The sequence below is a fragment of the Teichococcus rhizosphaerae genome, from assembly GCF_002631185.1.
In the GTDB taxonomy this organism is placed as follows: Bacteria; Pseudomonadota; Alphaproteobacteria; order Acetobacterales; family Acetobacteraceae; genus Pseudoroseomonas; species Pseudoroseomonas rhizosphaerae.
Window position 1 is genome coordinate 227,649 of sequence record NZ_PDNU01000002.1, and the last position, 17,362, is coordinate 245,010.

General features: G+C 72.0%; 17 protein-coding genes and 1 riboswitch. Of the genes, 11 read left to right on the top strand and 6 right to left on the bottom strand.

The genetic code is table 11. From position 1 onward, the window contains the following. Positions 1-16: 16 nt before the first annotated feature. A complete protein-coding gene (locus tag CR162_RS02300) occupies positions 17-1,012 on the bottom strand; it encodes an MBL fold metallo-hydrolase (RefSeq protein ID WP_245870080.1) in 996 nt (331 codons plus the stop codon). Continuing rightward, positions 1,009-1,896: an ATP-binding protein gene (locus CR162_RS02305; protein WP_245870081.1), complete on the bottom strand. Its 888-nt coding sequence runs from the start codon at positions 1,894-1,896 to the stop codon at positions 1,009-1,011. Before CR162_RS02305 ends, CR162_RS02300 begins: the two co-directional genes overlap by 4 nt. Before the next feature lie 121 nt (positions 1,897-2,017). Here CR162_RS02305 and yajC point away from each other — a divergent pair, with 121 nt between their 5' ends. Then, positions 2,018-2,362: a preprotein translocase subunit YajC gene (gene yajC, locus CR162_RS02310; RefSeq protein ID WP_099093898.1), complete on the top strand. Its 345-nt coding sequence runs from the start codon at positions 2,018-2,020 to the stop codon at positions 2,360-2,362. Positions 2,363-2,421: 59 nt separating this feature from the next. On the opposite strand, the gene CR162_RS02315 is transcribed toward yajC, so the two are convergent. Then, positions 2,422-3,060, bottom strand: coding sequence for a superoxide dismutase (locus CR162_RS02315; protein WP_099093899.1), 639 nt, complete (start codon positions 3,058-3,060; stop codon positions 2,422-2,424). Between the two features lie 187 nt (positions 3,061-3,247). On the opposite strand from CR162_RS02315, the gene CR162_RS02320 reads away from it, so the two are divergent. Then, a complete protein-coding gene (locus tag CR162_RS02320) occupies positions 3,248-4,090 on the top strand; it encodes a phytoene/squalene synthase family protein (protein ID WP_099093900.1) in 843 nt (280 codons plus the stop codon). Positions 4,091-4,112: 22 nt separating this feature from the next. On the opposite strand, the gene CR162_RS02325 is transcribed toward CR162_RS02320, so the two are convergent. Continuing rightward, on the bottom strand, positions 4,113-4,577 hold the full coding sequence (locus tag CR162_RS02325) for an Lrp/AsnC family transcriptional regulator (protein WP_099093901.1): 465 nt from the start codon (positions 4,575-4,577) through the stop codon (positions 4,113-4,115). 151 nt (positions 4,578-4,728) lie between these two features. Between CR162_RS02325 and CR162_RS02330 the strand changes: the two genes are divergently transcribed. Continuing rightward, the gene (locus CR162_RS02330; RefSeq protein ID WP_099093902.1) at positions 4,729-5,985 is read left to right on the top strand and encodes a D-amino acid dehydrogenase; all 1,257 of its coding nucleotides are present in this window, start codon (positions 4,729-4,731) and stop codon (positions 5,983-5,985) included. Positions 5,986-6,045: 60 nt separating this feature from the next. Here the strand turns inward: CR162_RS02330 and CR162_RS02335 are convergent, their stop codons facing one another. Both CR162_RS02335 and CR162_RS02340 read right to left on the bottom strand, forming a co-directional pair. Beyond that, positions 6,046-6,525 (bottom strand): DUF192 domain-containing protein, encoded by a 480-nt coding sequence (locus CR162_RS02335; protein ID WP_099093903.1) that lies wholly within the window; start codon positions 6,523-6,525, stop codon positions 6,046-6,048. 8 nt (positions 6,526-6,533) lie between these two features. Next, a complete protein-coding gene (locus CR162_RS02340; RefSeq protein WP_099093904.1) occupies positions 6,534-7,676 on the bottom strand; it encodes an acetoin utilization protein AcuC in 1,143 nt (380 codons plus the stop codon). A 76-nt stretch (positions 7,677-7,752) separates the two neighbouring features. Continuing rightward, a riboswitch (TPP riboswitch) is annotated at positions 7,753-7,864 on the top strand. Between CR162_RS02340 and CR162_RS02345 the strand changes: the two genes are divergently transcribed. The 8 genes from CR162_RS02345 to CR162_RS02380 all read left to right on the top strand — a co-directional run bounded on the left by CR162_RS02345 (position 7,859) and on the right by CR162_RS02380 (position 17,251). Continuing rightward, positions 7,859-8,614, top strand: coding sequence for an ABC transporter ATP-binding protein (locus CR162_RS02345; protein WP_099093905.1), 756 nt, complete (start codon positions 7,859-7,861; stop codon positions 8,612-8,614). (Overlaps the previous riboswitch by 6 nt.) Next, positions 8,611-9,357: an ABC transporter permease gene (locus CR162_RS02350; RefSeq protein WP_099093906.1), complete on the top strand. Its 747-nt coding sequence runs from the start codon at positions 8,611-8,613 to the stop codon at positions 9,355-9,357. Before CR162_RS02345 ends, CR162_RS02350 begins: the two co-directional genes overlap by 4 nt. Before the next feature lie 8 nt (positions 9,358-9,365). Beyond that, complete coding sequence (locus tag CR162_RS02355; RefSeq protein WP_099093907.1) at positions 9,366-10,358, top strand: ABC transporter substrate-binding protein; 993 nt, start codon at positions 9,366-9,368, stop codon at positions 10,356-10,358. Between the two features lie 118 nt (positions 10,359-10,476). Next, positions 10,477-11,301, top strand: coding sequence for a peptidoglycan-binding protein (locus tag CR162_RS02360; protein WP_099093908.1), 825 nt, complete (start codon positions 10,477-10,479; stop codon positions 11,299-11,301). Positions 11,302-11,635: 334 nt separating this feature from the next. Continuing rightward, on the top strand, positions 11,636-13,411 hold the full coding sequence (locus tag CR162_RS02365) for an acyl-CoA dehydrogenase C-terminal domain-containing protein (protein ID WP_099093909.1): 1,776 nt from the start codon (positions 11,636-11,638) through the stop codon (positions 13,409-13,411). 95 nt (positions 13,412-13,506) lie between these two features. Beyond that, entirely contained in the window at positions 13,507-15,132 is a 1,626-nt protein-coding gene (locus tag CR162_RS02370; RefSeq protein ID WP_099093910.1) for a long-chain-fatty-acid--CoA ligase, read from the top strand. 72 nt (positions 15,133-15,204) lie between these two features. Further along, positions 15,205-16,440 carry an ABC transporter substrate-binding protein gene (locus CR162_RS02375; RefSeq protein ID WP_099093911.1) on the top strand — a complete coding sequence of 412 codons (1,236 nt, stop codon included), beginning with the start codon at positions 15,205-15,207 and terminating at the stop codon, positions 16,438-16,440. Positions 16,441-16,564: 124 nt separating this feature from the next. Then, positions 16,565-17,251: an EI24 domain-containing protein gene (locus CR162_RS02380; RefSeq protein WP_099093912.1), complete on the top strand. Its 687-nt coding sequence runs from the start codon at positions 16,565-16,567 to the stop codon at positions 17,249-17,251. Positions 17,252-17,362: the final 111 nt, after the last annotated feature.

The window sequence follows — 17,362 nt, forward strand, 5'->3', positions numbered from 1 at the left end:
CCTCGCTGCGCGGCGGTCAGGCACCGCCGCGCAGTGGAACCACCACGCTCTCGCCGCAGCCCGGCGCGCGGAACCGCGCCTCCGGCAGCCCGGCCTCGGCCAGCGCCGCCCGCAGCCCTGCCACCGGCTCGTCGATGCCTTCCTGCGTCAGCTTGAAGGTGCCGAAATGCATCGCCAGCGCCTCGCGCGCCCGCAGCACCCCGAAGGCGCGCACCGCCTCCTCGGGGTTCACATGCACCACCTGCATGAACCAGCGCGGCGCGTAGGCGCCGATTGGCAGCAAGGCGAGGTCGATCCCCTCATGGCGCAGTCCGATCTCCGCGAAATGCTCGCCCCAGGCGGAGTCGCCGGCGAAGTAGATCCGCCCGCCCGCCGCCGGCTCGACCATGAAGCCGCCCCAGAGGGTATGCGCCCGGTCGTGCAGGCCGCGCGCGGCGAAGTGGCGGGCGGGCAGGAAGCGCGCCGTGCCGCCGCCGGGCAGCGGCGCCGCCTGCCACCAGTCCAGCTCCGCCACGTCCCGCATCCCGTGCCGCGCCAGCAGCCGCGCATTGCCGAGGCCGGTGAGGATGCGGGGCGCGAAGCGGGCGTGCAGGCGCTTCAGCGTCGGGATATCGCAATGGTCGTAGTGGTTGTGGCTGAGCAGGACGATGTCGATCTCCGGCAGCGCGTCGAAATCGAGGCCGGGCGGCCGCACGCGCTTCGGCCCGGCGAAGGGGAAAGGGCTGCACCGCTTGCTCCAGATCGGGTCGGTCAGCATCACCGGTCCGCCATGCGGCTGGATCAGGAAGCTGGCATGGCCGAGGAAGGTGACGGTGGCATGCCCAGGCGGCGGCGCGGGCGGGGCCGGAAAGACGGGGTTCTCCACCCGCTCCGGCCAGGGCGTGCCGCCCCGCTCGCGCATCAGCCGCCACAGCGCGCCGAAGCTCTGGCCGGGCCGCGAGCCATCGGGGTTGAGGAACACCCTGCCCTCGCGGCGCGCGCCCTGCGGCGGGGGCAGCGGCGCCCCGCTCACTCGGGCAGCGCCACGCCGAGCCGGCCCGCGAGGTCGAGGATGAACTGCCACGCGACGCGCCCCGAGCGCCCGCCGCGCGTGACGGACCATTCCACCGCCGCCCGGTGCAGCTCCTCCTGGGAAACGGGCAGCTCCAGCGCGGCGGCGTAGCCCTCCACCATGGCGAAGAAGGTGTTCTGATCGGCGTTGTGGAAGCCGATCCACAGCCCGAAGCGGTCGCTGAGGGAGACCTTCTCCTCCACCGCCTCGCCCGGGTTGATGGCGCTGCTGCGCTCGTTCTCGATCATGTCGCGCGGCATCAGGTGGCGGCGGTTGCTGGTGGCGTAGAACAGCACATTGGCCGGGCGCCCCTCGATGCCGCCATCGAGCACCGATTTCAGCGCCTTGTAGTCCTGGTCCTCGCGCTCGAAGGACAGGTCATCGCAGAACACCAGGCAGCGGCGGGTGCCGCCGCGCAGGATGTTCAGCAGCTCCGGCAGGGTGCGGATGTCCTCGCGCTGGATCTCGATCAGCGCCAGGCTGCCGGGCTTCTCGGCATTGGCGGCGGCATGGGCGGCCTTCACCAGCGAGGACTTGCCCATGCCGCGCGCGCCCCAGAGCATGGCGTTGTTGGCCGGCAGGCCGGCCGCGAAGCGGCGGGTGTTCTCCAGCAGCAGGCCCTTCTGCCGGTCCACCCCGCGCAGCAGCCCGATCTCCACCGCCGCCACGCGCGGCACCGGCGTCAGCCGCGCCGGGCTGCCGCCCGGTGCCGCCGGGTGCCAGACAAAGGCATCGGCCACGCCCAGGTCGGGCCGCGCCGGCGGCGGCGGGGCGAGGCGCTCCAGCGCCTCGGCGATGCGGGTCAGGGCGGGCAGCAAGGGATGGCCGGATCGGGTGTCGGACAACGGGACGCTCCTGGAGGCCCTGGCGCGGGCGTTCATCGCCCCCGCGGGCGGCGAGGTGTTGACGGCAGGGGCCGGGAGGCTAGTTTCGCCGGCCACACCCGGCAAGACGGAAGCACCTCCCATGTTCATCTCACCCGCCTATGCCCAGGACGCCGCCGCCGCCGGCGGTGCCGCCGGCATCGTCATGCAGCTCGCGCCGCTGATGCTGATCTTCGTGGTCTTCTACTTCCTGCTGATCCGCCCGCAGCAGAAGCGCGCCAAGGAGCACCGCGCGATGCTGACGCAGCTCAAGCGCAATGACCGCATCATCACCGCCGGCGGCATCATCGGCACCGTGACGAAGGTCAAGGAAGGCTCCGAGGAAGTCGAGATCGAGATCGCGCCGAATGTGCGCATCAACGTGGTGCGCAACACCATCAGCACGCTGATCAAGCCGGTCGCGGCGAACGACGCCAAGCCCGCCTGAGGAACGCGCGGCCGGGGGAAGGAATTTCCCCCGGCCTTTCTGTCAAGCGCCCCGGAAGGTCAGGCGGACTGGCCGGACTTCAGGCCGCCATTGAGCATCAGCTCCTCGACCTTCTCCCAGTTCACCAGCTTGTTCAGGAAGTTGTCGAGGTAGTTCGGCCGCACGTTGCGGAAGTCCAGGTAGTAGGCGTGCTCCCAGACATCGGCGCCGAGGATCGGCGTGCCCTCGCCGGTGGAGATCGGGTTGGCGCCGTTCGGGGTCTTGGTGACCTTCAGCTTGCCGCTCTGGTCCATCACCAGCCAGGCCCAGCCGGAGCCGAACTGCGTCACGCCGGCCTGCTTGAAGGCTTCCTTGAACTGCGCGAGGCCGCCGAAATCCTCGTCGATCTTGGCGCCGATCTTGCCGGGCAGGCTGTCGCCGCCGCCATTCGGCTTCATCACCTGCCAGAACAGGATGTGGTTCCAGTGCTGGCCGGCCTGGTTCAGCACGGGCAGGCCGTCGGCGCCGGCGCGGCCGGCCTCGGCCACGATCTGCTCCAGCGACTTGCCGGCCAAGCCCTTGCTCTCGATCAGGCCGTTCAGCGCGGTGACATAGGCATTGTGGTGCTTGCCATGGTGCAGCTCCAGCGTCTCCTGGCACATGCCGGAGCCGGCAAGGGCGGAGGCGTCGTAAGGCAGCGGCGGAAGGCTGAAGGCCATGAGCTGTTCTCCCGGAGGGTGACTGGACTTGGGACGGGCAAGCATCGGCGGGCGCCGAAGTGGCGGCGCCGCGCGGTGGAACAGCTAGGCGTGCCCCGGGGATGCGTCAAGCAACCCTGCCCGACACGTCCTCCTGACCGGAGAGCGGGGCCTTGCATGGCACGGATTGGTGTTCATAACACCGCCGATGGCCGATCCCGCCCCCCTCTCCCCCATCGCCGCGCTGGCCCGGCGCCACGATCCCGACCGCTTCCTCTGCGCGCTCTTCGCCCCCGCCGAGGCGCGCGACACGCTGAGCCTGCTGCTCGCCTTCAACCACGAGCTGGCCCGGGCGCGGGAGGTGGCGAGCAATGGCATGACGGCGCTGATCCGCCTGCAATGGTGGCGCGAGGCGGTGGAGGAGGCGCAGGCGGGCGCCCCGCCCCGCCGGCACGAGGTGGCCGCGCCGCTCGCCGCGGCGGTCCGCGCCGGCACCCTGGCGCCCGAGGATCTGCTCGGCATGATCGACGCGCGCGAGGCCGAGGCGGAGGAGGACATCCCGAGCCGGGCGGCACTGCTGGCGATGCTGCGCGGCTCGTCGGGCGGGCTGGCCGTGGCGATGGGGCGGGTGCTGGACGCGCCGGCCTCCTGCCTGCCCGGGTTGCAGGCCGTGGGCGCCGCCTATGGCCTGGCGGGTGTGCTGCGCAACACGCCGGCCCTGGCCATGCAGGGCCGCTGCCTGCTGCCCGCCGACCTGCTGGCCACGCAGGGCCTGACCCCCGCCGACGTTGCGCGCGACCCGCGCCACAAGGGCACCGGCGAGGCCGCCCGCACCCTGGCCGCGGAAGGCCAGGCGCTGCTGCGCGAAGGGCGCGCGAAGCTTTCCGGCCTGCCGCGCGGCGCCGTGGCGGCGGCGCTGCCGGGCCGGCTGGCCGGGCGGGACCTGGCGCGGATCGCCGCGCCTGGCTGGAGCGCCGCGCAGCCGCCACCGCCGCGCGGGCTGGGCGACCGGCTCGCGGTCATCTGGGCGGGCTGGCGCGGGCGGGCCTGAATAGCCGGGCCTTAAGGGCGGCTCAGCCCACATCGCCGCCACGCACCACGGTGCGGATGGCGAAGGCGGACTGGATGCGCGCGACGCCGGGCATGCGCGAGAGCTGCTCCTTGTGGATGCGCTCGTAATCCGCCGCGTCCCGCGCCTCGACGCGGAGCTGGTAGTCGGCCGCGCCCGTCATCAGGTAGCACTCGCGCACCTCGAGGCATTGCCGCACCGCCGCCTCGAAGCGGCTGAGCCCGTCCTCCGTCTGCCGCTCCAGCGTGATCTGCACGATCACCACGGTGCGCCCCTGCGGCGCCGTGTCCTCGATGATGGCGGTGTAGCCGCGGATGACGCCCGCCGCCTCCAGCATGCGCACCCGCCGCAGGCAGGCCGAGGGCGACAGGCCGATGGCGGCGGCCAGCGCCGCGTTGCTCATCCGCCCGTCGGCGCGCAGCAGGCGGAGGATCTTGCGATCGAGGGAGTCGAGCGCCAGCTCAGGCATATTGTTTTGCCATTCCGCAGATAATTCGAGGAATTGGCTTTCGATTCGCATGGTGTTGCGCCGATCGCAAGCACATGCCGCCGGATTCCTGCCTAGGATACGCTTTCGTCACCAACCCCGCGGGACGGTGACGCGGCGGAGCGGAAGCACAATGAAGGTCCTCGTTCTCGGTGCCGGCGTGGTCGGCGTCACCTCGGCCTATTACCTCGCCCGGGCGGGGCATGAGGTGGAGGTGGTGGACCGCCAGCAGGGCGCGGGGCTGGAAACCAGCTTCGCCAATGCCGGGCAGGTGTCCTTCGGCTATTCCTCACCCTGGGCCGGGCCTGGCGTGCCGCTGAAGGCCATCACCTGGATGACGCAGAAGCACAGCCCGCTCGTCGTCCGCCCGCGGCTGGACCCCGCGCAATGGTCCTGGCTGTGGCAGATGCTGCGCAACTGCACGGACAAGGCCTACCAGATCAACAAGTCCCGCATGGTGCGGGTGGCCGACTACAGCCGCAACGCCCTGGCCGACCTGCGCGCCGAGACCGGCATCGAGTACGACCACCGCGAGCGCGGCACGCTGCAGCTCTTCCGCACCCAGAAGCAGCTCGACCATGTGGGCGGCGACCTGCGCGTGCTGGAGAAGTATGGCGTGCCCTTCGAGGTGCTCGACCCCGCCGGCTGCGTGGCGGCCGAGCCGGCGCTGGCCCGGGTGCGGGACAAATTCGTGGGTGGCCTGCGGCTGCCGGAGGACGAGACGGGTGACGCCCACCTCTTCACCCAGCGCCTCGCCGCCCTTTGCGCCGGGATGGGCGTGACCTTCCGCTACGGCGTCGCCATCGAGCGCCTGATGCTGGAGGGCGGCGACATCGGCGGCGTCGTCACCGATGCCGGCGTGCTGACGGCGGACCGCTACCTGCTGGCGCTGGGCAGCTACTCCCCCACCCTGCTGGCGCCGCTCGGGCTGAAGCTGCCGGTCTATCCGGTGAAGGGCTACTCGCTCACCCTGCCGGTGGTGGATGACGCGGCCGCGCCGGTCTCCACCGTGATGGACGAGACCTACAAGATCGCCATCACCCGGCTCGGGGACCGCATCCGCGTCGGCGGCACGGCGGAGATCGCGGGCTACGACACGCGGCTGCACGACGAGCGGCGCGAGACGCTGCTGCACTCGGTGATGGACCTCTACCCGCAGGGCGGCGACCCGGCGCGCGCCATCTTCTGGTGCGGCCTGCGCCCGATGACGCCGGACGGCACGCCGGTGATCGGCCCGACGAAGTTCCCGCGCCTGTTCCTGAATACCGGCCATGGCACGCTGGGCTGGACCATGTCCTGCGGCAGCGGGCGGCTGGCGGCGGACCTGGTGACCGGCCAGCGCCCCAATATCGAGCATGAGGACCTGGCCCTCAGCCGCTACGCCGCCTGAAATCCCCGAAGAAAAAAGAAGGGAGTCCAGGGGAATTCAGTCCCCTGGCCTCTTCCTTTTCTACGGCCCGAAGATCCGCTGCTCCACCTTGTCGCCGGGCCGCAGGTTGAGCCGCTCGGCGGTGCCGGCCGCCAGCTCCAGCGTGGCGCGCACCGGCCCCCGGCTGTCGATGGTGGCGAGGCTCAACGGCACGGTCCGCTCGGCGATGCGGTGGATGCGGCCATCCTCACGGATGAACACCATGTCGAGCGAGGTGATGGTGTTCTGCATCCACATGCTGCTCTCGCGCGGCACGCCCCAGTCGAACAGCATGCCCTCATCGGGCTTCACCGAGGGGCGGAACATCAGCCCGATCCGCTGCTGCTCCGGCGAGACGGCCATCTCGACCTGGAACTCGTGCCGCCGCCCATCGCGGGTGACGATGGCGAGCGGCTCCATCGGCAGGCGGGGCTGGGGTCCCATGGGAGCATTCCCCTGGGCGGCGGCGGGGCGGGTCATGGCGGCGAGCCCGAGCAGGGCCAGCAGGGAACGGCGGCGCATGGCGCTGCTTATGCCACACCCGCCAGGGGGTCTGGCAGTCCCTCTGGCAATCCCTCCAGCGTGGCGGCGGCGAGGTGGCGGATCTCGCCGCGCACCGGGCCGGGGCGCGGGGCATCCTGCAGGGTGGTGAACCAGGCCTCGGGCGGGTTGCGCCCGGCGGCGCGGCCGAAGCTCAGCGCCCGCAGCACCGCCTCGGCCTCGGGCGGCAGCCGGGCGGGCGGCACCCGGCCATCCAGCACGCCCCACACCCCCGCCCAGCAGCGCCCGACGGACCACGGGTTGTAGCCCCCGCCCCCCAGCACGATGAGGCGCGGCGCCTGCCCCATCACCGCCCGCACCGCCTGCCAGTGGGCGTTGTTGGACAGGCTGAGCTTCGCCAGCGGGTCCTCCTCCAGCGCATCCGCCCCGCATTGCAGCATGATGGCCTGCGGCCGCAGGTGGCGGATCAGCGGCATCACCGCGTGGTGCAGCAGATAGGCGAACTCCGTGTCGTTCAGCCCCTGCGGCACGGGGATGTTGCGCGCGTGCCCGCCGGCGCGGTCCTCCAGCAGGCCGGTGTTCGGCCAGCGCCCCGCCTCGTGGATGGACAGGGTGAAGACGCGCGGATCATCGTGGAAGGCATCCTGCACGCCATCGCCATGGTGGGCGTCGATGTCGAGGTAGAGGATGTTGGTCAGGCCCAGGTCGAGCCAGGCGAGCAGGCCGAGCACGGCGTCGTTGAGGTAGCAGAAGCCGCTGGCGCGGTCCGGCCGGCCATGATGCGTGCCGCCGCCGGGGACGTGCACCACGCCGCGCTCGGCGGTCAGGCGGGCGGCCAGCATCACCCCGCCGGCGCTGGTGGCGGGGCGGCGGAACACCTCGCGATAGACCGGGTTGCCGCGGGCGCCGATGTGGTGGCGCTCGCGCAGCTCCGCCGGCACGTCCTGCGCCGCCTCCGCCGCCATCAGCGCCGCGATGTAGTCGGGGTGGTGGAAGCGGGTGAGCTGCTCGGGACTCGCGCGCGGGCTCTCGATGTAGCGGGCCGGGTCGAGCCAGCCCAGCGCGCGGATCAGGTCCAGCGCCGTCGAGACGCGCGGGATGGCGAGCGGGTGCTTCGGCCCATAGGTCGATTTGCGGTAGATCTCGGACCCGATCAGCAGCGGCGCATCCATCGCGCCAGCATGTATGGCGCCGTTCCGCTTCGGGAAGGGGTGACTTGCGCGGCCGCGGCTTCGCCGGCATAGAAGTGTCATCTCCGGGGGGAGCCCGATCACACGGGCTGAGAGGCAGGGATGGGCCCTGCGACCCCTTGAACCTGATCCGGGTCATGCCGGCGAAGGGATCGGTGGTTGCGATGGCGCCTTCGGATGGCGTTTCCCTGGGTGTTTCCCTGGGCGTGTTCCTTCCCGGAATCCGTCTCGGCGGCCGCGCGGTGCTGGGCCGGCTCGCGCTGGATTTCGCGGGCGGCGAGGTCACGGCGCTGCTCGGCCCTTCCGGCGTCGGCAAGTCCACCTTGCTGCGGCTGCTGGCCGGGCTGCTTCCCGTGCCGGAGGGCAGCCGCATCGCCCCGGCCGATGGCCTGCCGCTGAAGGGGCGCATCGCCTGGATGGGGCAGCAGGACCTGCTGCTGCCCTGGCTCGACCTCGAGGCCAACGTCACCCTCGGCGCCCGGCTGCGCGGGCAGCGGCCGGACCCGGCGCGGGCGCGCTCGCTGATCGCCGCCGTGGGGCTGCAAGGGCGGGAGCGCGCCCGCTCCGCCGAGCTTTCCGGCGGCATGCGGCAGCGCGCGGCACTCGCCCGGACGCTGATGGAGGACCGCCCCTTCGTGCTGATGGACGAGCCCTTCTCGGCGGTGGACGCGCCGACGCGGCACCGCCTGCAATCCCTCGCCGCCGGGCTGCTTCAGGGCCGCACCGTGCTGCTGGTGACGCACGACCCGCTGGAGGCGCTGCGCCTGGCCCACCGCGTGCTGGTGCTGCGCCCCGGGCCTGGGGGCGCCGTGCCGGAGGAGCACCCGATGCCCCCCTCGCCCCCTCCGCGCGCCGCGCACGACCCGGACGTGCTGGCCGCCCAGGCGGCGCTGCTGGAACGGCTGGCGGAGGCGGCATGAGGCCGCTGCTCGCCGCCCTCGGGCTGCTGCTGGCCTGGGAGGGCTTCGTCCGCTGGAGCGAGGTGCCGCCCTTCCTGCTGCCGGCGCCGGTGCGGGTGGCGGAGGTGCTCGTCTCGCGCTGGGACATCTTGCTCGGCCATGCCGGCACCACGCTCACGGAAATCCTGCTCGGCCTGCTGCTGGGCACGCTGCTGGGCACCGGCATGGCGCTGCTGCTGGCGGCGTGGCGCGGCGCGCGGCGCTGGCTGCTGCCGCTGCTGATCGCCAGCCAGGCCATCCCGGTCTTCGCCATCGCGCCGCTGCTGACGCTGTGGCTGGGCTTCGGCCTGGCCAGCAAGATCGCCATGGCGACCATCATCATCTTCTTCCCCGTCGCCACCGCCTTCTATGACGGGCTGCGCCGCACCGAGCCGGGCTGGCTGGACCTCGCCGCCACCATGGGCGCCGGCCGCGCCGCCGTGCTGTGGCGTATCCGCGTGCCGGCCGCGCTGCCCGGCCTCGCCTCCGGCCTGCGCGTGGCCGCCGCCGTGGCGCCGATCGGCGCGGTGGTGGGCGAGTGGGTCGGCGCCTCGGCCGGGCTTGGCTATGTGATGCTGCAGGCCAATGGCCGCAGCCAGACGGACATGATGTTCGCGGCCCTCGCCATCCTGGCCGCCATGGCCATGGCGCTGTGGTTCGCCACCGACCGGCTGCTGCGGGCGCTGCTGCCCTGGCAGCCGGACCAGCTTTCCGAAGAAGCGTGAGGAAACCGATGACCCCGATCTCCCGCCGGGCGCTGCCCGCGCTTGCCGGCCTCGCCCTGCCCGCCGCCATGGGGGGCGTGGCCTCGGCCCAGGCACCCGCCGCCGCAAGCGGCGCGCCCACGAGGCTGACGCTGCTGCTGGACTGGTTCGTCAACCCCGACCACGCGCCGATCGTGGTGGCGCAGGAGGCGGGCCACTTCGCCCGCGCGGGCCTCGAGGTGCGGCTGGTGGCGCCCGCCGACCCGAACGACCCGCCCCGCATGGTGGCGGCGAGGCAGGCCGATCTCGGCGTCTACTACCAGAAGAACCTGCACCTCGCGGTGGACCAGGGCCTGCCGCTGGCGCGCGTCGGCACGCTGGTCGCCACCCCGCTCTCCACCCTTTCCGTGCTGCGCGACGGGCCGGTGAAGCGGCTGGAGGACCTCAAGGGCCGCAAGGTCGGCTTCAGCACCGCGGGCTTCGAGGAGGTGGCGCTCGACACCATCCTCGGCACGGTCGGGCTGTCCTCGCGGGACGTGACGCTGATCAACGTCAATTTCGGCCTGTCCTCGGCGCTGATGTCGGGGCAGGTGGACGCCATCCTGGGCGGCTTCCGCAACTTCGAGCTGCACCAGATGGAGATCGAGAAGCGCCCCGGCCGCGCCTTCTTCCCCGAGCAGCACGGCATGCCGATCTATGACGAGCTGATCTATGTGGCGCACCGCGACCGCGTGAGAGACCCCGCCCTTCGCCGCTTCATGGACGCGGTGGAGGCCGCCACCACCTTCCTGGTGAACAACCCGGAGGAAAGCTGGACCATGTTCATCGCCGGCCAGCGGCGGGAACTGGACAACGAGCTGAATCGCCGCGCCTTCCGCGACACGCTGAACCGCTTCTCGCTTGCCCCCGCCGCCCTGGATGCCAACCGCTACCAGCGCTTCGCCCGCTTCCTGGAGGTGCGGAAGATGATCCGCGCTGCGCCGCCGCTGGAGCGCTACGCGGTGGAGCTGCCCGTGGCGTGAGGACGGCCAGGCCGGGCACCGCCGCCCGGCCCAGGCACAAAGCCACGTATAAGAATATTTTCCTTTTCTGTTCGGGTTCCTTTTGCTAGGAAAATAAGCCTCAGCAAGAGGGGCCGCCATGCTGTCCGCCGAACAGTTCCAGCAACTCTTCCCCCACGCGCCCGAAGCGCACCGGAGCGGCTTCCTCGCCCGGGCCACAGGCCTGTTCCACCATGCGGGGCTGCACGCCTCGGCGGCGCGGTGCCACTTCTTCCTGGCCCAACTGGGCCATGAGTCGCACGGGCTCCACCGCGTGACGGAGAACCTGTCCTATTCCGCCATCCGCCTGACCCAGATCTGGCCCGCCCGCTTCCCCCGCCTGGAGGACGCCCGGCCATTCGCCCATGACCCGGAGGCGCTGGCCGAGCGCGTCTATGGCGGTAGGCTCGGCAACAGCCGCCCGGGCGATGGCTACCGCTACCGGGGCCGGGGCTACCTCCAGCTGACGGGACGCGAGAATTACCGGGCGGTGGGGGAGCAGGCAGGCCTGCCGCTGGAGGCGCAGCCCGAGCTCGCCGCCGACCCCGGCCATGCCCTGGCCGTCGCCTGCGCCGTCTGGAGCTGGAAGGGGCTCAACCCGCTTTGCGACGCCGGGAACTTCACCGGCCTCAGCCGCCGCATCAATGGCGGACTGGTGGGGCTGCAGGACCGCTATGACTGGCTCGCCCGCGCGCAGCGCTGCCTGCCCTGGCCAGGGCTGGAACAGATCCGCGCCCTGCAACGCCTGCTCCGGGCACGCGGCCTGTATGACGGCTCGATCGACGGCATCCTCGGCCGCCGCAGCCTGGCCGGGCTGGCGGCGCTGCGCGCCGAGTGCGGCCTGCCGCCGGGCGGCCTGGACGGCGCGGTGCTGGCCCTGCTTCCGAGCGGTGGCACGGCCCCATCCGGCGCGCGCGCGGCGTAGTGGCGGCGCTCGTTCCCGGCGCTGCCCGCGGCCCCACTCGCGGATTGACTTGGCCCCCTCGGCCATGCGCTGATTTCCGCAACAGGGAGGCAAATCGAGCGTGATCGAGGGGGCAAGGCTCCGGTCCGTCCCCGTGCCAGCGCGCGGGCCCGGGCCCACCGCGCAGGCACCGCGCACCGGGGGAGCACGCGAATCGCTGTGTCCGCGCCGGGTGGCGGGAGCATCCGGCCACGGCCGGCCCGGCCATTCCGGCGCCCCGTCCCCCTCCCCGGGAGGTGCCGCCTCCATCCGCCCTTCCGCCCGCCGCCACACCGCATAGGGGAGAATGCCGCGCATGCCCGCCTACCGCCCACCCACCGGGGAGATGTTCGCGCTGCTGGAGGAGGTGCTGGAGGCTGGCCCCACCCTCGCGGCCCTTTCCGGCGCCGGGGACGACCCCCTGCCCCTGCTGCGCGACGTACTGGAGGAAGCCGGCCGCTTCACGGCCGGGCAACTGGCGCCCCTCAACCGCAGCGGCGACGAGGAAGGCTGCCGGCTGGAGAACGGGGTGGTGCGCGTGCCGGCGGGGTTCGACGCGGCCTATGCCGCCTTTGTGGCGGGCGGCTGGGGCGGGCTGTCCCAGGCGCCGGAATGGGGCGGCCAGGGCCTGCCGCGCGCCGCGCAGATCCTGCTCGACGAGATGATCGCCTCGGCCAACTTCTCCTTCGGCCTGTTCCCCGGGCTGACGCGCGGCGCGGTGGAGGCGATCGAGCGCCACGCCTCGGAGGAGCTCAAGGCGCTCTACCTGCCGAAGCTCGTTTCCGGCGAGTGGTGCGGCGCCATGGCGCTGACCGAGGCGCATGCGGGCACCGACCTTGGCCTGCTGCGCACCCGCGCCGAGCCGCAGCCGGACGGCTCGCTGCGTGTCACCGGCGGCAAGATCTTCATCACCGCCGGCGACCACGAGCTGGCGGAGAACATCGTTCACCTGGTGCTGGCGCGGCTGCCGGACGCGCCGCCCGGCGTGCGCGGCATCAGCCTGGTGCTGGTGCCGAAATACCTGCCCGATGCCGAGGGGCGGCCCGGCGCGCGCAACGCCATGTCGGTGGGCGCGCTGGAACGCAAGATGGGCATCCACGCCTCCCCCACCTGCGTCATGAACTACGATGGCGCCACGGGCTGGCTGGTGGGCGCCCCACATCGCGGCCTGGCCGCGATGTTCACCATGATGAACGCCGAGCGCCTCTTTGTGGGCATCCAGGGCCTGGGCATCGCCGAGGCGGCCTATCAGGGGGCGGTGGATTACGCGCGGGAGCGCCGCCAGGGCCGTGCCGCCGGCCAGTCCGGCGAGGGCCCGCAGCCGATCCTGGTGCATCCGGACGTGAAGCGGATGCTGCTGACCATCCGCGCCTTCACCGGCGCCGGCCGCGCCCTGGCGCTGTGGGTGGCGCTGCGGATGGAGGAGGCCGCCCGCCACCCCGACCCTGGCGCGCGCGCCGTGGCCGAGGGGCATGTCGCGCTGCTCACCCCTGTCATCAAGGCCGCCTTCACCGATCTCGGCTTCGAAGCGGCGGTGCTCGGGCAGCAGGTGCTGGGCGGCCATGGCTATGTGCGCGAATGGGGCATGGAGCAGCTGGTGCGCGATGCGCGCATCGCCCAGATCTACGAGGGCACCAACGGCGTGCAGGCCATGGACCTCGCCGGCCGCAAGCTGGCGATGGAGGATGGCGCCCTGCCCGCCCGCTTCTTCGCGCTGGTGCGCTCCGAGATCGAGGCCGGCGCCGCCATCCCGGGCGCCGAGCACTACACCGCACCGCTCGCCGCCGCGCTGAAGCGGCTGGAGGCGGCCACCGCCCGCCTCGCCCGCCGCGCCGCGCGGGACCCGGCCGAGACCGGCGCCGCCGCCGCCGACTATCTCCGCCTCTTTGCCCTCGTGGCCCTGGGATGGATGTGGGTGCGCATGGCCCTCCGCGCGATGCGGAAGGGCGCGGAGGCCACGCCGCGCCACCAGGCCTGGCTGGACGTGGCGCGCTTCTTCCTCGCCCGCATCCTGCCGCAGAGCGTGGCGCTCGACCTCGCCCTGTCCGAGGGCGCGGCACCGCTCCTGGCCCTGGCCGAGGAGGCCTACTGAGGGCGCCTCGCGCGCCCGACCGCGACACCGCCTAGCCTGCCCGCGCCCGCTGACACCGCCGAGCAAACAAGAAACGTCATCAGGGAGGAAACACGATGCGAGGGCTGATGATGGACGTGCCGCTGCTGGTGCCATCGCTGCTGCGCCATGCCGCGGAGTTCCACGCCGACACCGAGATCGTCTCGCGCACCGTCGAGGGGCCTCTCCACCGCACCACCTATGCTGGGCTTCATGCCCGGGCGCAGCGCCTGGCCAACGCGCTCGTGGCGCTCGGCCTCGAGCCGGGGGACCGTGTCGGCACCCTGGCCTGGAACGGCTACCGGCACATGGAGATCTACTATGCCGTGGCCGGCGCCGGCATGGTCTGCCACACCATCAACCCGCGCCTCTTTCCCGAGCAGATCGCCGGCATCATCGACCATGCGCGGGACTCGGTGCTCTGCGTCGATCTTACCTTCATGCCGCTGCTGCAGGGCCTGGCCGGGCGGCTCGGCGCGGTGCGGGCCATCGTGGTGATGACGGATGCGGCCCACATGCCGCCTGAGCCCGAGGGCCTGCCGCCCTTCCTCTGCTACGAGGAACTGCTGGCCGACCAGCCCGACCACTTCGACTGGCTCGCCCTGGACGAGAACGAGGCGTGCAGCCTCTGCTACACCTCCGGCACCACCGGCGCGCCGAAGGGCGTGCTCTACAGCCACCGCGCCACGGTGCTGCACGCCATGGCCTCGGCCCTGCCGGACGTGTTCAACATCAGCGCCACTTCGGTGGTGATGCCGGTGGTGCCGATGTTCCACGTCAATGCCTGGGGCCTCCCCTATGCCGCGGCGATGGTGGGCGCCAAGCTGGTGCTGCCGGGCCCGAAGCTCGACGGCGCCAGCCTGCACGAGCTGATCGCAGCCGAGGGCGTCACCTTCTCGGCCGGCGTGCCCACGGTCTGGATGGCGCTGCTGGACTGGATGGCGGCGAACGGCCAGGGCCCCGGCACGCTGAAGCGCGTCGGCATCGGCGGCTCGGCCTGCCCGGCGGTGATGATCGAGCGCTTCGAGAACATGGGCGTCTCGGTGCTGCATGCCTGGGGCATGACGGAAACGACGCCGATCGGCCTCGCCGCCTCGCCCAAGGCGAAGCACCGGAATGCGACGCCCGCCGAGCGCCTGGCGCTGTCCGGCAAGCAGGGCCGGCCGCTCTACGGCATGGCGTTCCGCATCGTCGATGCCGAGGGGCGTGACGTGCCGCGCGACGGCCGCGCCTTCGGCCGCATGCTGGTGCGCGGCCCCTGGGTCGCCGCCGCCTATCACGAGACACCCGACAGTCCGGCCCATGCCATCCCCGGCTGGTTCGACACGGGCGACGTGGTGACGATGGACGCCGATGGGTATGTCACCATCGTCGACCGCACCAAGGACGTCATCAAGTCCGGTGGGGAGTGGATCAGCTCGATCGAGCTGGAGAACATCGCGGTCGCGCATCCTGCCGTGCAAGAAGCCGCGGCCGTCGCGCGGCCCGACCCGAAATGGGGCGAGCGGCCGCTGCTGGTGGTGGTGCTGCGCCCCGGCGCGAGCCTCACCGCAGACGAGATGCGCGCGCATTTCGAGGGGCGCGTGGCGCGCTGGTGCATCCCCGACGACATCCGCATCGTCGAGGAACTGCCGCATACGGCGACGGGCAAGCTGCTCAAGTTCCGTATCCGGCAGCTCTACGCGCAAACGGAGAAGGCCTGAGAAACGCCAGGGAGTGCCGGCCGTCCTCGCCGGCCGGCGGACCAGAAAAGAAAACAGGGAGCGCAGCGTCAGATGAGCCTTTCCATTCCGCGTCGCCATCTGCTGGCCGGCACGGGCGCCGGCCTGCTCGCCGGCCGCGCCGCCCGCGCCCAGGCGAGGCAGACCATCCGCATCGGCGTGCTGACCGACATGTCCGGGCCCTATCGCGACCCCACGGGGCCGGGCAGCGTCGCCTGCGCCCGGCAGGCGGCCGAGGAGTTCATGGCGGCGCATCCGGGCATCACCGTCGAGGTGCTCTCGGCCGACCACCAGAACCGCGCCGACACCGGCTCCACCATCGCCCGCCGCTGGTACGACCAGGACGGGGTGGACATGATCCTGGACGTGCCGACCTCCTCCGTGGCGCTCGCCGTGGCCGGCGTGACGCGCGACAAGGACAAGGTCTTCGTCAATTCCGGCGCCGCCACCACCGACCTGCACGGCGCCCAGTGCAACCCCAACACCGTGCACTGGACCTACGACACCTACATGCTGGCCAAGTCCACCGGTGGTGCGCTGACCCGCGCGGGCGGCGACAGCTGGTACTTCATCACCGCCGACTACACCTTCGGCCATCACCTGCAGCGCGACACGGGCCGCTTCGTCGAGGAGGCGGGCGGCAAGGTGCTGGGCGGAGCGCGCTACCCCTTCCCGTCCACCACGGATTTCTCCTCCTACCTGGTGCAGGCGCAGGCGAGCCGCGCCAAGATCATCGGCCTTGCCAATGCGGGCGCGGACACGGTGAACGCGGTGAAGCAGGCGCGCGAGTTCGGCCTGACGCGCCGCGCCAAGCTGGCCACGCTGCTGATGGCCATCGCGGATGTGCATGGCCTCGGCCTGGAGAATGCCCAGGGGCTGCTGCTGACGGAGAGCTTCTACTGGGACCTGAACGACCGCACGCGCGCCTTCGCCCGCCGCGTGACGCCGAAGATGCCGGCTGGCCTGCCCATGGGGATGATCCATGCCGGGTGCTATGCCGGCGCGCTGCACTACCTGAAGGCCGTGGCCGATCTCGGACCCGAGGCGGCGCGGCGCTCCGGCCGCGCGGTGGTGGAGCGGATGAAGGCCATGCCCACGGATGACGATGCCTTCGGCGCCGGCACCATCCGCGCCGATGGCCGCAAGCTGCACCCCTCCTACCTGTTCGAGGTGAAGTCGCCGCAGGAAAGCAAGGGGCCGTTCGACTACTATAAGCTGGTGCAGACCACCACGGCCGAGGAAGCCTTTCGCCCCATGGCCGAGGGCGGCTGCGCGATGACGCGGGCCTGATCGGGCAGCCGCTTGGGAGAAGGTGGCGGGTGGCGCTAGAAGGGCGCCGCCCCGGCGGCCTCCTGACCGCGCGGGGGGAGAGACACGCCATGCCACCCTTCCCGCTCCCCGAAGGCTGGTGGCCATGAGAGCCATCGCCACCAGCCTGGTGCTGCCGCTGCGGCAGCTCACCCATCCAGGATTCCGCGCGCCGCTGCTGAAAGGATTGGGGCTATCGATCCTGGCCTTTGCCGGCCTGGCCTGGCTGGCCGATTGGGGCGTGGGCGTGCTGGCAGGCGGCGAGGGCTGGCTGGCCACCCTGGCCGGGCTGCTGGGAGGAGCCCTGGTGCTGGTGGGCGCCATCTGGCTGTTCGTGCCGGTCCTGCTGGCGCTCACCAGCCTGTTTGTCGATGAGGTGGCAGAGGCGGTGGAGCGCCGCTTCTATCCAGGCCTGCCACCCGCCGGAGGCGCTTCGCTTCCGGCGCAGGTCTGGGCCAGCCTACGCATGTCGGTGCGGCTGCTGGCGCTCAGCCTGCTGATCCTGCCGTTGGGGCTGGTGGCTCCGCCGGTGGGGGTGGTGCTGTTCTGGGCGGTGGCGGCCGTCTCGATGGGGTACGGCCTGTTCGACGGCGTGGCACAGCGCCGCTTGCCGGTGGCAGAGGCCAATGCGCTACGCCGTGCCCGCCGCACGGAAGTGCTGGCTCTGGGCGGCGTTCTGGCGGCGCTGGCGGTGGTGCCTATAGCGAACCTACTGGTGCCGGTGCTGGGCACCGCCGCCATGACCCACCTCTTCCACCGGCGCCCCGATGGCGCTCCGGCCCCGCGGGGTTGAGTGGGCTGCTCCGGCGCTTCCCAGAAGCGGGACAAGCAGCGGTTTGCAGCTTCCTCATGCAGAAACGCCGAGCGCTGTCCCTTCTGGGGGCAGTGCTCGGCGTTTTTGAAT

What these genes read in the sequence shown, in the direction of transcription:
- yajC (WP_099093898.1), top strand. Translation starts at nt 2,018, where the DNA reads ATGTTCATCTCACCCGCCTATGCCCAGGACGCCGCCGCCGCCGGCGGT.
- CR162_RS02315 (WP_099093899.1), bottom strand. Translation starts at nt 3,060, where the DNA reads ATGGCCTTCAGCCTTCCGCCGCTGCCTTACGACGCCTCCGCCCTTGCC.
- CR162_RS02320 (WP_099093900.1), top strand. Translation starts at nt 3,248, where the DNA reads ATGGCCGATCCCGCCCCCCTCTCCCCCATCGCCGCGCTGGCCCGGCGC.
- CR162_RS02325 (WP_099093901.1), bottom strand. Translation starts at nt 4,577, where the DNA reads ATGCCTGAGCTGGCGCTCGACTCCCTCGATCGCAAGATCCTCCGCCTG.
- CR162_RS02330 (WP_099093902.1), top strand. Translation starts at nt 4,729, where the DNA reads ATGAAGGTCCTCGTTCTCGGTGCCGGCGTGGTCGGCGTCACCTCGGCC.
- CR162_RS02335 (WP_099093903.1), bottom strand. Translation starts at nt 6,525, where the DNA reads ATGCGCCGCCGTTCCCTGCTGGCCCTGCTCGGGCTCGCCGCCATGACC.
- CR162_RS02340 (WP_099093904.1), bottom strand. Translation starts at nt 7,676, where the DNA reads ATGGATGCGCCGCTGCTGATCGGGTCCGAGATCTACCGCAAATCGACC.
- CR162_RS02345 (WP_099093905.1), top strand. Translation starts at nt 7,859, where the DNA reads ATGGCGCCTTCGGATGGCGTTTCCCTGGGTGTTTCCCTGGGCGTGTTC.
- CR162_RS02350 (WP_099093906.1), top strand. Translation starts at nt 8,611, where the DNA reads ATGAGGCCGCTGCTCGCCGCCCTCGGGCTGCTGCTGGCCTGGGAGGGC.
- CR162_RS02355 (WP_099093907.1), top strand. Translation starts at nt 9,366, where the DNA reads ATGACCCCGATCTCCCGCCGGGCGCTGCCCGCGCTTGCCGGCCTCGCC.
- CR162_RS02360 (WP_099093908.1), top strand. Translation starts at nt 10,477, where the DNA reads ATGCTGTCCGCCGAACAGTTCCAGCAACTCTTCCCCCACGCGCCCGAA.
- CR162_RS02365 (WP_099093909.1), top strand. Translation starts at nt 11,636, where the DNA reads ATGCCCGCCTACCGCCCACCCACCGGGGAGATGTTCGCGCTGCTGGAG.
- CR162_RS02370 (WP_099093910.1), top strand. Translation starts at nt 13,507, where the DNA reads ATGCGAGGGCTGATGATGGACGTGCCGCTGCTGGTGCCATCGCTGCTG.
- CR162_RS02375 (WP_099093911.1), top strand. Translation starts at nt 15,205, where the DNA reads ATGAGCCTTTCCATTCCGCGTCGCCATCTGCTGGCCGGCACGGGCGCC.
- CR162_RS02380 (WP_099093912.1), top strand. Translation starts at nt 16,565, where the DNA reads ATGAGAGCCATCGCCACCAGCCTGGTGCTGCCGCTGCGGCAGCTCACC.